This window comes from Mesorhizobium sp. LNHC232B00 (genome assembly GCF_000502435.1).
Taxonomy (GTDB): domain Bacteria; phylum Pseudomonadota; class Alphaproteobacteria; order Rhizobiales; family Rhizobiaceae; genus Mesorhizobium; species Mesorhizobium opportunistum.
Map to the genome: position 1 here is coordinate 15,057 of NZ_AYWP01000028.1, position 14,483 is coordinate 29,539.

15 protein-coding genes are annotated in these 14,483 nt (G+C 61.2%); 3 read left to right on the plus strand and 12 right to left on the minus strand.

Annotated elements, in window-relative coordinates; genetic code table 11:
* The first annotated feature begins 80 nt into the window (after positions 1 to 80).
* Positions 81 to 572, plus strand: a complete 492-nt coding sequence (locus X743_RS144265; RefSeq protein ID WP_023780194.1) for a hypothetical protein — start codon at positions 81 to 83, stop codon at positions 570 to 572.
* A 66-nt stretch (positions 573 to 638) separates the two neighbouring features.
* Here X743_RS144265 and X743_RS144260 read toward each other — a convergent pair whose 3' ends face one another.
* Positions 639 to 2,750, minus strand: coding sequence for a catalase (locus tag X743_RS144260; protein ID WP_023768115.1), 2,112 nt, complete (start codon positions 2,748 to 2,750; stop codon positions 639 to 641).
* Positions 2,751 to 2,998: 248 nt separating this feature from the next.
* Here X743_RS144260 and X743_RS144255 point away from each other — a divergent pair, with 248 nt between their 5' ends.
* On the plus strand, positions 2,999 to 3,562 hold the full coding sequence (locus tag X743_RS144255; RefSeq protein ID WP_023768116.1) for a sigma-70 family RNA polymerase sigma factor: 564 nt from the start codon (positions 2,999 to 3,001) through the stop codon (positions 3,560 to 3,562).
* Here X743_RS144255 and X743_RS1000000171230 read toward each other — a convergent pair whose 3' ends face one another.
* The 11 genes from X743_RS1000000171230 to X743_RS144205 form a co-directional block, all read right to left on the minus strand.
* Positions 3,563 to 3,739 (minus strand): hypothetical protein, encoded by a 177-nt coding sequence (locus tag X743_RS1000000171230; protein WP_084555618.1) that lies wholly within the window; start codon positions 3,737 to 3,739, stop codon positions 3,563 to 3,565. It lies immediately after the preceding gene.
* Between the two features lie 160 nt (positions 3,740 to 3,899).
* A complete protein-coding gene (locus X743_RS144250) occupies positions 3,900 to 4,118 on the minus strand; it encodes a hypothetical protein (protein WP_023768118.1) in 219 nt (72 codons plus the stop codon).
* An 81-nt stretch (positions 4,119 to 4,199) separates the two neighbouring features.
* Entirely contained in the window at positions 4,200 to 5,174 is a 975-nt protein-coding gene (locus X743_RS144245) for a class I SAM-dependent methyltransferase (protein ID WP_245264310.1), read from the minus strand.
* The gene (locus X743_RS144240) at positions 5,119 to 6,111 is read right to left on the minus strand and encodes a GNAT family N-acetyltransferase (protein ID WP_023768120.1); all 993 of its coding nucleotides are present in this window, start codon (positions 6,109 to 6,111) and stop codon (positions 5,119 to 5,121) included. The genes X743_RS144245 and X743_RS144240 overlap by 56 nt, the downstream gene beginning before the upstream one ends.
* Complete coding sequence (locus X743_RS144235) at positions 6,108 to 7,214, minus strand: glycosyltransferase (protein ID WP_051508615.1); 1,107 nt, start codon at positions 7,212 to 7,214, stop codon at positions 6,108 to 6,110. Before X743_RS144235 ends, X743_RS144240 begins: the two co-directional genes overlap by 4 nt.
* A 61-nt stretch (positions 7,215 to 7,275) precedes the next feature.
* Complete coding sequence (locus X743_RS144230) at positions 7,276 to 8,208, minus strand: beta-xylosidase (protein WP_023768122.1); 933 nt, start codon at positions 8,206 to 8,208, stop codon at positions 7,276 to 7,278.
* Positions 8,201 to 8,962, minus strand: coding sequence for a TIGR04290 family methyltransferase (locus X743_RS144225; RefSeq protein ID WP_023768123.1), 762 nt, complete (start codon positions 8,960 to 8,962; stop codon positions 8,201 to 8,203). Before X743_RS144225 ends, X743_RS144230 begins: the two co-directional genes overlap by 8 nt.
* A gap of 3 nt (positions 8,963 to 8,965) precedes the next feature.
* Positions 8,966 to 9,769: a sugar phosphate nucleotidyltransferase gene (locus X743_RS144220; RefSeq protein ID WP_023768124.1), complete on the minus strand. Its 804-nt coding sequence runs from the start codon at positions 9,767 to 9,769 to the stop codon at positions 8,966 to 8,968.
* Entirely contained in the window at positions 9,769 to 10,869 is a 1,101-nt protein-coding gene (locus X743_RS144215) for a glycosyltransferase (RefSeq protein ID WP_023768125.1), read from the minus strand. The genes X743_RS144220 and X743_RS144215 overlap by 1 nt, the downstream gene beginning before the upstream one ends.
* 14 nt (positions 10,870 to 10,883) lie before the next feature.
* Positions 10,884 to 11,480, minus strand: a complete 597-nt coding sequence (locus tag X743_RS144210; RefSeq protein ID WP_023768126.1) for a histidine phosphatase family protein — start codon at positions 11,478 to 11,480, stop codon at positions 10,884 to 10,886.
* Positions 11,477 to 12,580 (minus strand): inositol-3-phosphate synthase, encoded by a 1,104-nt coding sequence (locus tag X743_RS144205; protein ID WP_031258385.1) that lies wholly within the window; start codon positions 12,578 to 12,580, stop codon positions 11,477 to 11,479. Before X743_RS144205 ends, X743_RS144210 begins: the two co-directional genes overlap by 4 nt.
* 156 nt (positions 12,581 to 12,736) lie before the next feature.
* Here X743_RS144205 and X743_RS144200 point away from each other — a divergent pair, with 156 nt between their 5' ends.
* Entirely contained in the window at positions 12,737 to 14,479 is a 1,743-nt protein-coding gene (locus X743_RS144200; RefSeq protein ID WP_023768128.1) for a hypothetical protein, read from the plus strand.
* The last annotated feature ends 4 nt before the right edge of the window (positions 14,480 to 14,483 follow it).

The window sequence follows — 14,483 nt, forward strand, 5'->3', positions numbered from 1 at the left end:
CCGCGCGTGAAGGTTCAGGCGTGGTGGAACATCGGCGGTCAAATGTCGTTGAGATGCTTATGGGAGAAAGGACGTTGTCCATGTCAAAATTCCAGGCCGCCACTCCGGATCGTCTACGGCAACTCAAGCTTGAAGCCTCGGCTTATTTTACTCCGCTGATGCTGCACGAGGCATTGCTGCGCCTTTCCCACGCCTGTGGAGCTGAAGCCCTTGATCGGTTCGAGAAAGCCATGGTCGACCGGATCGAGGCGACGAAGGACGACCGGGCCGATTTCGAACCAATCAAGGAATTCGCGATCGAGCAGCTTTATGCCTTGGTCCGCGATGCGAAGGATTCGCCAAAAGGGAAACAGTCGCTGGAGAAGATAGACACGCGCAGAACGCCCGGTCGGTCCGAAGAGCCCCAGACGCTCGAGGATCAACTGCAATCGGGCTTGGAGGATTCTTTCCCGGCGAGCGATCCGCCCGCAGTGGTATCCACGACCATTTCAGGCGGAGCAAAGAAGCTGGTCGGAACCGACGAGGTTCTGAAGAAGCAGCGGGAACAGGCCGCTGGAAAGGACAGTCGATGATAGGTGGCCGTGGCAAGCCGTGGCTTGCAGCCCGGGTCCTGCGGACACCGCCGGCGGTCCAGCCGATCAAAGCTTGACAGCTGCCTCGCGCGCCCAGAGCCGCAGTTTCCGGCAGGCCTGCACGAACGTCTTTGCCGAGGCTGCCGAATCCAGCCGCGTCAGCCCCTCATCGGCATCTGGTGCGACACCCGCCTTGGCCATGAGCGGCTCGGCTCCCGGCGTGAAGCCGATGAACTTGCAGTGAGCGAAGGCGTCGGACACGAAGTCCCTCGCGGTCGCCTCGTTGAGCAGCAGCCCGGCGCCCTCCTCGGAGAGGAGCAGCACCACCGCGTCGAACAGGACCGATGGACCGCCGTCGATCATGTGCCTGGCCTCGATGTGGGTACCGTCGGCGGCTTCGACGCCGCCCACCTTGGGTGCAACCACCTCCATAACGGCGCCTTCCGCTTCGATGGCGGAACGGAGTGCCTCGAACAGGGTGGTGTCGGTTCCATCGCTGAGCAAAACACCGACTTTGCGGCCTTTGAAACTGTCGGGTCCGTTTTCGATGATGCTGAGGGCCGGCGACGGCGGCAAGTCGTCACGTATCGGAACGGCCGCCTCGGCGGGTTCGGGCATGTTGCGAATGCCGAGCTTGTCGGCGACGGTGGTCGCCAGGTTTTCGTCGATGTTCAGCAAATGCGAAACCATGCGCTCGCGGATCGCCGGTGCCTGGACCTTGCTCAATTCGAACGTCAACGCCATGGCGATGTGACGCTGCTCCGGTGGTGTCTGGCTGTTGAAGAATTGCCGGGCCTGGCTGTAGTGATCGGCAAAGCTCTCGGCCCGCAGACGTACTTTCTGCCCTTCCTCGGCATCGGCGAAGGAACGGAAGCCGCGTTGCGGATCCTCGCGCGGTCCCAGTCCCCATGAATTCGGTTCGTAATTGGCCCGACCGACCGGATTGCGCATGGCCATGTGTCCGTCCTGCTGAAAATGGGCGAACGGGCACTTCGGGGCGTTGATCGGGATATGGGTAAAGTTCGGGCTCCCCAACCTTTTCAATTGGGTATCGAGATAGGAGAAGTTGCGGCCCTGGAGGAGCGGATCGTTGGAGAAGTCGATTCCGGGCGGCACATTCTGCGTCATGAAGGCAACCTGCTCGGTCTCGGCGAAGAAATTGTCCGGCATCCGATCAAGCACCAGCCGCCCGACCGGGATCGGCTCTATGACCTCTTCAGGAATGATCTTCGTTGCGTCCAGAATATCGAAGTCGAAGCTGTCGGCAAACGCTTGATCGAACAGTTGCACCGTCAACTCCCATTCCGGGAAATTGCCGGACTGGATAGCGTCCCATAGATCGCGGCGATGAAAGTCGGGATCGGCGCCATTGATCTTGACGGCCTCGTTCCAGACCACAGACTGCATGCCGAGCTTCGGCTTCCAGATGAACTTGACGAAGGTGGATTCGTCCTTGGCGTTGACGAGGCGGAATGTGTGCACACCAAAGCCTTGCATGAAGCGGAAGGAGCGAGGGATCGCGCGATCCGACATGATCCACATCACCATGTGCATCGATTCCGGCATCAGGCTGATGAAGTCCCAGAAATTGTCATGTGCGGTCTGGGCCTGCGGGAAGTCGCGGTCCGGCTCCTGCTTGGCGGCGTGGATCAGGTCGGGAAATTTGATGGCGTCCTGGATGAAGAAGACCGGGATGTTGTTGCCGACCAGGTCCCAATTGCCTTCCTTGGTGTAGAGCTTGACCGCAAAGCCGCGCACGTCGCGGGCGAGGTCGAACGAACCCTTGTTGCCGGCAACCGTCGAGAACCGTACGAAGGCCGGCGTCTTTTCACCGGCTCGCTGGAAAATGTCCGCACGTGTGTATTTGGCCAGTGACTCGTAGGTCTCGAAATAACCATGCGCGCCATAGCCGCGGGCATGAACGACCCTTTCCGGGATGCGTTCGTGGTCGAAGTGGAAAATCTTCTCGCGAAAGTGGAAGTCCTCGATCAGGGACGGTCCGCGTTCGCCGATCCGCAACGTGTTCTGATCGTCGGAGACAGGCGTTCCGAGCGCAGTGGTGAGAGTGGGCGTCTCGCTTCCAACGATCTGGTGCAGCTCCCCGCCATTTCCGCGCGCGCTATTTTGGTCCAGTCCACTTGCCGATTGACGAGCGGAGCGATGGGCGGATTTGGCCATGACATGTCCTCGATCGATGACGGAAGGTTGATGCACTTAGCTCACCAAACCGCCGATGCGAGGCTTTGTTCCCATGAAGGAATGGCCGCGCCGGACACGACCGTCGGCTGGCATCCCCGTGCTTGTCGAATTTCCGAAGAGTTGTTTCCAGCAGCCGGAACGAAGCAAACCTCCATGCATTTAGCTCTGACTTCGTTCATTCACTCTTTCTTCTGGGAGCTAGACCATTGTCATCCGGAGGCTACCTTTTGGCCGACCAGGAAACCAATGAAGTTTCCATCGTTGACCTGATACCTGCCCTGCGCGCCTTCGCGCGCACCTTCTGTCGCGTTCCAGACGACGCCGACGACCTTGTGCAGGAGACGTTGACCAAAGGGCTCGCCAACATCGACAAGTTCGAACCCGGTACACGCATGAAGTCTTGGCTCTTCACCATCATGCGCAACACTTATTACACCCGTGTCAAGATCGCTGCCCGGGAAGCGCCGGGCCTGCTCGATTGCGCGTCTTCGAGGCCGATTTCGGAAGCCACCCAGGAATGGACCGTTCAGAGCAAGGAAGTTCACGGCGCGATTCAAAAGCTGCCTGAACACCAACGCGAGGTCCTGATGCTGATTGGCGTTTTGGGAGTGAGCTATGAGGAAACCGCCGAAATATGCGGCTGCGCCGTAGGGACGGTCAAAAGCCGGCTGAACCGTGCCCGCGCCAACATTCTGGAGCTCCTTGGGGAGAGCTCATTACAGACATTGATGGAAAGGCGAAATCAGCTGTCAGATGGCCAGCTTGATATCGAGATCGACAGTCGCAGATAGTCAGTTCCTCACATCGCGCCGACGTTTCTCGACAAGCGCGTTCTGCAATTCGACCGCCAGCTTGGTCAGCCGGTCTGGAATCTTTTCCCGCTCAATGGCGGCCAGGAGGGAAGCAATCTCCTGATCCACTGCCATCTCGACATGCGGATCCGTGGTATCGTCGTTCAAACGAGACATCACATTCTCTTGATAGACAGCGGTCCCTTGATCGTAGTGTGGTGATAAGCGCCTGGCATTACAAGCCGATGTCCACCGCTGAGAATGTCACGGGCGGTCCTTGCACAGGTTATTTGTATGACCTGCATCGTTGCGGACCACGCAGAGGGCGTAAGGCCGTTTACTCCTTGGGCAAATGGTTCGCGGCGTGATCCTGATACTGATCGGACTTGATTCGATTGCCGTCCAGCCCACGTTCTTCGCTGTGCTGCTTCTTGTCGCGATTGGACAAAAACGCGTTCTCTTCGATCTTGTCCTTGGGCAGATTGGTCATTGCGCCGGCGCCGGTACCCTTACCCTGGCTGCCGCGTCCGAAATGCTTTTTGCCGTCGGATGCCATGAAAATCTCCTTCGAATTGGGGACGCTCTTAACGTGCCTTTATTCGACGTCCGAACTGGCATCGCGCTGTAATGTTCCGTCTCACCCGGCAAGCAGGAAGGCATCGCCATCCCATGACCGAAACGGCTTCTCACCGTCGATGAGGACCCGCAACCGGTGAGCTTGCGCCAGGCGACCGATGTCGGCGCGGTCTAAAAAAAGCGATCCCCGATAGGAATAGTTCAGCAACGCAAGCCAGCCCGGCCGTTTCAGAACGCGCGCAATTTCCTCGAAATGCCGCTCAGCCATGCCGGCCAGCACCAGATAGGGAAAGCTGTCGACCGCCAGCACGCAATCGAAACTCGCGTCGCCGAATTCTGTCAGGTCGAGACCGGAGGTCTGCCGCAGCTCGACATTGCTGAGTTCGGCGCATTGCTGGGAGGCGATGGAGATCATTCGCGAGGATATATCGATGCCGACCATCCGCCCGAAGGATTTGGACAACGCGCGCTCGAAACGCCCAATGCCGCAACCGATGTCCAGAATATTTCGGTCGCTTCCGGTGAATTCTAGCGCCTCCAGCCATGCAACGATTTCATCGGTCGTCGCTGACAATCTCTCCTCATCGCCAAGAGATGCCAGTTGCACACTTGCGGCTCCCGAAATCGCTGCGGCGGCATCAAAGCTCGAGGCCAGCCGCGTGACGACGGCGGCATCCGTCTCGTCCTTGGCGCGTTCATGCCGAACGGCGCCGCCCGTCGCCCGCAACATGGTAAAAATGCCCGGCTTGCGGCGCAGCAGTCCGGCGATTTTTCGCAGTTTTTCCGCTTCGTCGGTATCCGCCGGACGGATTTTCCGCATGAGCTCCGCCAATTCCGCGGCTCCAATCGTAGGCGGCAGGTAGAGCGCCAACCGGGCGAGAACAGCTTCGGCGCTGACCCCATCGCCCATGCAGTCTTCGACCGCCAGTCTTACCGATCTCCTGCGCTGCGCGGATCCCGGCACGTTTAAACCCATGGCATCAACTCCGTGTCCAGAGCTTGCGCATCGTCCACCTGTCACCGGCTCCCCAGCCATATTTGTAGGCCTCCTGGCCGCGCAGGAAATCGAACTCGCGCGCACCTTCGCGGATCGACTCCGCGATCGCGTGGCCGATCAGGATCGCGCCTGGGCTCTCCTCGGCATAGGCAGGGTCGAAGCCGCCGAGATAGGCATAGGCACGGCCGCGGTGGTGAAATCCATAGTAGGCGCCGACAGTCGTGCCATCGATCGCGAACAGCCAGCATCGCACCAGGCCGTGAGCATCGAGCAAGGGAAGCGAGAGCCGGTGGAATTGCTTAACCGCAGCATTGGCCAACACACCACCGCCATGTCCTGCCCAGCGCGCATCGTGCAGGCGGATCAGCTGGTTAAGGAAGTTTTGGTGGTCACTCCGAGGCGACGAAAACGCAATCCGGCCGCGTTTGGATGCGGCCCGGCGCGCCCGGCGCAATTGGCGCCTGCGCCGGGCGGGGACGCAGCCGGCCAATGTTTCGTCGCCGGCGATGGCGAGCACGGGACAGGCGGCATGATTTACTGGCGCGTCGATCTTCAGATCGGGATGCGCGATCGCAAGACCGACACTGTTTTGCGGCAGATCAGACAAGATCCACTGCGACCACTCGACCGAGAGGATCGCTTCGGCAATTGCGGCGACGACCGCCGCCTGGACATCCTGGACAGCCAGGACATCCAGATAGTCGCTGAGCGAAATGCCGACCGGAAGCAGCTTCGAACCGGACATCCCATGCTCAAGATAGAGTGGCGCCAGCCCGACCAGATCGCCGCCATGCCAGACCGCGACTGTCGCCAGTTCACCGGGCGCGAATGCGTGCCACCAGGGCACCAGCCAGGCGGGGGATTGAAACGGCGTCGCCGAGGAACTCTGCTCCCACAGTCTCCACCAGTGCGGCGTCAAGGCCTCGAATTGTGCGGGGTCACCGATGATTTCGCAGCGCAGCACCGCCTTGCTCACGGTGCCGCAACAAAGCGCCGGCGATCGGTGCCAAGTTCTGCCAGCGCCTGATAGGCGTCCATATAAGACGAGATCATCCGTTCCAGCGAAAAGCGCCGTCGCGCCTCGGCCCGGCATGTCTCGGCGTCCAGGCTGGACGCAGCAAGAATGGCTTGGGCCATCTCGTCGACAGTGTTGACGAGAAAACCCGTCCTGCCGTGCTCGATCACATCCGGGAGCGCACCGTTTGGAAAAGCGACCACCGGCGTGCCGCAGGCCAAGGCCTCCATCGCCACAAGCGAACTGGTCTCGGCGGCCAGGCTCGGAACGACCAGACAGCGCGCTGCGTTGAGAAAGCGCCGCTTGGCGGTAAAACCGAGCGGACCCAGGAAGCGGCGGCGGCCGTCGAGACGAGATTGGACCTCGTCGTGGAAGTAGCGCGTGTGCGTTTCATAGGGATAAACCTTGCCGCCGATGACCAATGGCACACCCGCCTGTTTGGCCGCATCCAGCGCCAGGTGAATACCTTTTTCCGGGCAGACGCGGCTCAGAACCAGGGCAAAGTCGCGCTTCGGCTGAAGCAGGTTCAGCGCTTCGATGTCGACGCCGTTCGGAATCGGCGCCGCCAGTCTGGCGCCTGGTGGCGCGGTCTTGTGCTGGGCGGCTGAGACCGCATGGAGCCATAGGTCGTCGCGCGCCGGGCGCAGCGCCTCGGCCGGATACCAGTCCAATGGCAGGTGGAGGCTCACCAAGGTCGGACCATCGTCGGGCAGATAGGCATCGAAATCGATGCCGTGCAAATGAACCACATCGATCGGCCATCGGGCGCGGGCAGCGGCGATCGCCTTGCGATGAGCCTGTTGCGCGCGATGCTTCGCCGCCTCGTCGAGGACGCCGTTTTCAGCCGGTGTTTCCACAAGAGTGCCGCTCGCGCTGGAGCCACGGCAGCCAATGACGATGGAGCGGTGACCCGCGCCAACCAGTGCCCGATCGAGCATCGACAGAACCTGTTCGGCACCGCCGACAGCGTCGGGCCCGACGGGCGCGAGAGGGTAGGCGACATTGAGGACGGTGAGTGTGGTGGCTGGTCGCGTCCCGGTGCCGTACGCGGCATCCCCACCCATCGACGGTCCCGCGAATTCGTCCAATGTGTCAGGCGCCTTGTGCATGGGCAGCATGACACTTTCACGCGGCAGACGCCGGCCGCGTCGGGAGCGAGGCGGAGGTCATGGCAGGCGCATAGCGGCGGATCATGGTTGCGCAGAATTCCGCGAATTCCTCCGGCACCAGCGGCGGGCTCGTGTGGTGGGGCATCATTCCGCGATGCTCTGGTGTGAAGCAGAAGGTGACCGTCACGTCGAAATCGACGAGTGCTTCCATCTGCCGGTCGAACCAGTCCAGCGCATTCGGCCGGAAGCTGTCCGCCCAGGAAAGTCCGGTGCGCATGTTGGTGACGCCCAGCCGCTTCATCCAGGCAACGGCATCATCCAGCCGCGGGTCCTCGAAATGGAACCACTGCACCAGCCCTATCGCGGGTGTATAGCGCAGGAATTCCTTCAGCGCCGGTTTTGGCGTCCCGTCCTGGCGCAGCAGCCCCATGTGGAAATGACGATAATAGGAGGAGCCCTCCGCTTCGCGATGCCGCGTCGTTGCTTCCCATTCACGCGGAAGATCATAGAGGCTGTACCACTGGATGCGAGGCGCGTTGCCGAGCAGCAAATCGGCGGTGCGCTTGAGCCCCCAAACCTGGATTTCCTCGGCGCCGAAGGTCGATACGCCGACTTCGCTGACCCAGATGGGAAGATCGGTGACGGTCGCGATCTCGCCGATCTTCTGCGGCCACTCCTGGATCTGCCACAGGTTCCAGTCGAGAGGAAAGCCGTGTACGGCGACGGCGTCGACATGGTTCAGCACGCCCAATTCCTTCATCCGCGTGATGAAGCCGGGATCGATTGGCGAGATGCCGCCAAGCACTTTTGTCAGAGCCGGGTTCTCGGACGCGATCGCGTCCGCCGACAGGATCGCCATGCTGGCAAAGCGGCTCCAATCGGGGTCGAGCTCGGGGTCCCAATGTGACTTGTTGTTGGGCTCGTTCCAGATCATCGCGGCTTCAATCATGGAGCTTTCCTTTCGACGGATAGATCGCGCCGCCTCCGCCCGGCTCGCCGGCAGCGCGGCAGAAATAGACCTCGTGCTCGGGATGCAGAACGATCTCGAAACCAGCGCTGCGCAGCATCGCTTCGGTGCAGGCGCGGTTGGGAATCCACCAGTTGGTCGGATCATCGGCATAGCGGTGTTCGATGAAATGGAGCTTGGGAAATTCAGGCCGGTCGAACAGGTCATGCGTCCAGAAATGATAGTTCTCTTCCAGCTCGGGCAAATCCGCGCTGCCGCGTTGCATGGACTGGAAGATCATCAGGTCACCGGCGACATGCTCACGGATCAGGTCGAGCGCAAGCAAGGGATGGCGCAAGTGGTAAAGCACCCCCATGAACAGCACGACATCGAATGTCTCACGTAGGGCGCCGACGTCGTAGACCGAAAGTTTCTGGAATTCGATATCGCAATCCGCGATCTCGGCGGCAAAACGAGCCTGCGCCAGATAGGCCTCGTCGAAATCGATGCCAAGGACACGGGCAGCACCTCGACGCTTCATCTCGATGGAGTAGAAGCCGGCATTACAGCCGATATCCAGCACCGCCTTGCCTGTCAGATCAGCGGGAATGGCATCGGCGAATTTGCGCCATTTGATCAGCGGGTAATTGCCCAGAAAATGGTTGGGAGCGGTTTCGACGCCGGCCAGTTCCATGTTGTGGAACCATGGGCCGAGCGCATCGATGCGGCGGCGGATTTCAGCGTCGGAGTGCAGCATGGTTCAGGCTCCTTCACCCGGAACGACGGGCACTTGCGGGTGTGCCCCAGGCACAACAATGGTGGTCTGATGTTGTTCGGATGTGGCGCCGTCCTCGAGCAGCCGAAGAGCCGTGCGGTAGCCGTTGAACGTACCGACATCGACGTAGGAGACTCCAGCCCTGACACCGTAGGCTCCGCCGCCGGCAGCCAGGTAGGCGTTGATCAGGGTGCCGATATATTCGTCGCATCGGTTCCGTTCGCGCCAGAGTGCCTCAAGCTCGTGCAAGGTCCGGCCCGGCATCTTGAACGCCCCCAAGATCCAGTTTGTGGCAGCATCTTGCCGCTTGACCTGGATTTCCTTCACCCGATCCTTCTCATCGAGAACCACCGCATCGAAGAATTCGGGGCGGTCCACCGGGAAGAGCAGAAATGACAGGGAGTTGTCGGGCAGGCGGGAGAAGCCGTCCTCGGGAAACCAGATCGTGTCGGGAAGGCCGACCAGGACGACCTCGTCGGGCGCGACGAGGGGGGCTGCCCGGAAAATCGCATCGCAAAGCCCAACTGGGTTGGGCTGCACGACAAAAAGGGCCGCGGCGTCACCATAACCGGCGGCGTAGTATTCGAGGATGTCGGATTTGCCGGATCCGATGATGAAGCAGATCTTGTCGACGCCGGCGCGCACCATCCGCCGCACCAGATATTCGCTCACCGCGCAGGGACGCTCGGTCTGCCCATCCACCCGGCTGCCGACCGGCAGCAGCTCTTTCGAGAAGCCGAGTGGTTGAATGCGGCTGCCACGCCCGGCAGCGGGCACGATGCCCAACATCAGACTGCTTCCTTCATCGGTTCGCCGGGAGATTTTTGAAAGGCATCACTCAGGATGCGATCCAGTTCCGCCGCGCGCCGGGCGGAAGTGTGTTCGCCCAAGACCCTCTCGCGGGCACGCCTTCTAATGAGGTCGAGTTCGCGCTCCGGCAATCGCAATGCGGCAACCACATCATCCGTGTCGTGCGCCAACAGGATTTCGCGACCGGGTTCAAAGAATTCCGCGAGGCCGGGCCATGCATCGGTGACGATGGCAGCCCCACACGCGGCCGCTTCGAAGAGCCGCCCCGACGGGCACCAGCCCTTCTGCGCCATCGCTTCGCGGGTGACGTTCAGTGTCAGGCGCGACGATGAGAAGAAAGCCGGATGATCGGCGGGCGGAAGATGCCTGACAAAGAAGATGTTGTCGCTCCATGGGAATTCCTGCGGATATTGCGCGCCGCCAATGATGAAGCGGTGGTCAGGCAGGCGCGCGGCCGGGCGGACCAGCAGCTTTTCGACGCCGGCCTGGCGATCCGCTGCGTAGGTGCCGAGATAGGAAAGATCGCCGGCGAATTCGGCCCGCTTCTCTGCCGGCCGGTGTTGGTCGGGATCGACATGCCCGTAGAGCGGCACCACGTGGCGTGCGCCTAAAACCGACTTCAGCGCGTCGACCGCCGAGCCGCCGGTGTAGCTCAAGACGAGGTCGAAATCGGCAAGACCCTCTGGCCCGAAATAGGGAGGACGCTCGCCTTGTTCGATGCGGGCTAGCGTGACCGGCGTGTCCAGATCGTAGAAGACACGCAGTCCGCGGCCTGCCTGCTGCGCCAGCCGCGAGGCCTCCACGGCATCGGGACAGTAGGAGGTGACGACGACCACATCCGCTTGCTTCATCGCGCCCTCAGCAACGCGGCGGATGTCTTCCCAGTCCGGGTAGATAACGACGTTGCCGCCATCGAGATGATCGAGATCACGCGTCCCGGCATAATAGGGGGTGTCGCGTTCGAAGAAGGTGATGGACCATCCCAGTCGGGCGAGGGCGCGGATCAGTCCCCTCCATAAGGTGGCATGGCCGTTACCCCATGAAGACGTGACGGTAAGACCGAAAATGACCATCTGCATCCGGCAAATCCTCGTCATGCAATTTCATTCAATCGGATCAGCTTCGCCCCCCAGTCACCGGATACGATCGTTGTGATCGAGGCGGGATCGATATCGAAGCGAAAGCAGTCGCCGGCTGGCAAGCCAAGAACATTGCAGACAGCGGCCTTGATCACATCGGCGTGGCTGACCAGGGCGACACACTGATTCTGATGCCGCTCGCGGACGGCGGTAATCAGCGCGACCATGCGCTGCTGGACATCCAGCATGGTCTCGCCGCTCGGAGTCCTGGCCTCCTGCCTTTGGTCGTTCCACGCCCGCCAGCCGGCGTCGCCATTCAACTCGTCGAACGTCTTTCCCGACCAGTCGCCGAAGTCGATCTCGTCAAGTTCGGCGCAGATCGCGATTTCGCCGACGCCGCAGGCAAGCGCGATTGGCACGGCCGTCTCCCGCGTTCGCTCACGCGGGCTGCAAAAGATCGCTTCAATCGGCTCCCGGGCCATGCGGCCGGCAAGCTGTGCTGCCTGCGCTTTGCCAGTGTCGCCAAGGCAAACGCCGTCCATCCGTCCTGCAAGATAGGAGCCGACATTGTCGTGTGCCGCATGGCGGATCAAAAAGAAGGTTGTCGTCATTCCGCGGCATCGAGCAGGGGCTCGTCCTTGCCGGCGATGAATGCAAGCGTGCGCTGTCGCGCTTCGGCGTCGGTGAACTGTTCTGGAGGCGACTTCATGAAATAGCTGGAGGGGCCGGTCAGCGCGCCGGCAATGCCGCGGTCGAGCGCCAGCTTTGCGCAGCGTATCGCATCGATCACCACGCCCGCTGAATTTGGAGAATCCCAGACTTCCAGTTTCAGCTCGGCGTTGAGCGGCACGCCGCCGAAGGTCGTGCCTTCCACCCGGATATAGGCCCACTTGCGATCGGTCAGCCACGGCACGTGGTCGCTGGGTCCGACATGGATATTGCCCGGTTCCAGAGGAACATCGAATTGGCTGGCCACGGATTGCGTCTTGGAGATTTTCTTCGATTCCAGCCGCTCGCGTTCCAGCATGTTGAGGAAGTCGGTGTTGCCGCCGAAATTCAGCTGATAGGTGCGATCGATGCGCACGCCGCGCTCGCGGAAGAGATTGGCGAGCAGCCGGTGAACGATGGTCGCTCCGACCTGGCTCTTGATGTCGTCGCCGACCAGCGGCAGCCCGCGTTGCTCGAAGCGCCGGCGCCATTCCGGACGTGAGGCGATGAAAACCGGTATGCAATTGACAAAGGCGCAGCCAGCTTCGAGCGCGCACTCGGCATAGAAGCGCGTCGCTTCCTCCGAACCAACCGGCAGGTAGGAGACCAGCACGTCGGCGCCACTGTCGCGCAAGATCTCGCTGACATTGGCGACCGGCTCCGGCGCCTCCTCGATTTCGTCGCGCAAATATTTGCCGATCCCGTCAAGTGTCGGTCCGCGCTCGACGCGAGCGCCGGTCGTCGCCGCATCGGCAAAGCGGAAGGTGTTGTTCGGGGGGGCGTAGATCGCTTCCGCGACGTCGCGGCCTACCTTGCTTTTGGCGACGTCGAATGCACAGACGATTTCGATATCATCGACATGGTAGCCGCCGAGGTCGGCATGCATCAGTCCCGGGATCGGTTCGTTGCTTTTTGCGTGACGATAATAGGAGAGGCCCTGCACCAGGGAGGATGCGCAATTGCCGACTCCAACGATACCAACACGAACCTTTTTTGATCCCACGAAACTGCCGCCCTATGCTGTTCAAAGGTAAGTTCCTGGCGCCGAACCGCCAGCGTGCCGGAATGTTCCTTGGCCCGTCGAAAAATTGCGCAAACCACCATGGATCGAAGCTGCACCCGCTGCGTTGCCGCACTGCAATCCTTGGAAAACCGATCGATGATCGTCTACGGCGACCACAAGCGGACCGAAAACGCACAACGGCTTCGCCAGGCCGCGATCGAAGTGGCCGAGAGCCTTGATCGCATGCCGCATGGCGTCCGGCGCCATGCTGCGTTGGTCGGGCTATTCATCAGCGTGTCGGAACTGGTTCAGGCGCTTGCCGACGCCGATTTCGAGACGCGCGGCATCGACATCTTCTCGCCGCGGCAACAGCAAGGTGCCAACTTGCTGGTCGGACTTGCGGCAGAGGTGGCGAAGTCGTGGCGAAACGGTTTCGCCATAGGTGGTGGCATCGACCCGGGACTTCTCCGACTGCTTGCCGGGCTCGACTGTGAAGCCGAGGTTCTGACCGGTTCCGCCGAGGGCTATTCGCATTATGCGCTTTATCCCGAAAGCTATTTGGTCGCGGCGCGGGAGTCAGGTCTCGATGCGAACACATGCGTGATCGGCATCCGCAGCATCGGCCTCGGCCTTGCCGCCATGGTGGCCGCCGCGATTGGCGCGCCGGCGCCATTCAGCGTTCGTCCGATCGGCCATCCCTTCCGCAGGCATGTCAACGCCGATCCACGGTCGATCGCCGCCTGGAAGGACAATCCATCGGCCCGCTTCGCCGTTGTAGACGAGGGTCCCGGCCTGTCCGGCAGTTCGATGCACGCCGTTGTCGCGTGGCTGCGAGAACTGGGTGTCGATACGGACCGGATTCACCTGTTTCCCAGCCATTCAGGCGCCCCGGGCATCGAAGCGTCGCCGGAGGCAAGGGAGACATGGTTGCGCTGTCCGAAACATGTGGCGACGGCGTTTGAGCACACCTTCTGCGAAAGCTCGAAAAGTCCCACGTTGCGCGATTGGGTGGCCGAGGCGGTCGGCAGCCCCGAATTGAGCCTGACCGAACTATCTGGTGGCGAATGGAGGAGCGTCCACTACGTCGACGAGAAGCGGTGGCCGCCGAGCCCGCGCCGCGCCGAGCGGCGCAAATTCCTGGCGTCTGCGGGACATGATCGCTGGCTCGTCAAATTCGCCGGCCTCGGCGAAACCGGCCGGCGCAAGAAACGAGCCGCGGAAATGTTGAACGAAGCTGGATTCGGGTCGCAAGTGGTCGCGCTTTGCCACGGCTTTCTGGTTGAACGATGGATTGACGGCACCACGATGGATCAGGCGCCGCTGCCCGGAGCAAGAATGATCGCGGAATTGACACGTTACCTAACCTGGCGTGCGCTTAATCTTCGAACCTGCGAGCCGGGTGCATCATTGCTCGCGCTCGCGGAAATGGCTGTTTCCAATGCATCGGAAGCCTTGGGCGAGAACTGCTCGGCGAAGTTGCGCGGTTGGTTCTCGAAACGGATCCCTGTGCAGGTGTTGCAGCGAGTTGAAATCGACGGAAAGCTCCACCCGTGGGAGTTTCTCGTTTGTGCCGACGGCACGGTGCTCAAGACAGATGCTGTCGACCATTGCCGGGCGCATGATTTGATTGGCTGCCAGCCGATAGAGTGGGATATTGCCGGCGCCCGTGTCGAATATGGACTATCCGACAGCGATGTGACGAGGTTGGTCGAAGGGATGGGGCTCGACGTTGACAATGGCCACATCGATTTTTTCGAACCTTGCTACCTGGCGTTCCAGATAGGCCTCTGGAGCACGACTGCCCAATCCGAAAACGGCGGGGAAAAAACCAGGCTGGATGAGACGGCAGATCGATACAAGCTGCGGCTGATACGGTTTCTTGACGAATGCCAGATGTGACCGT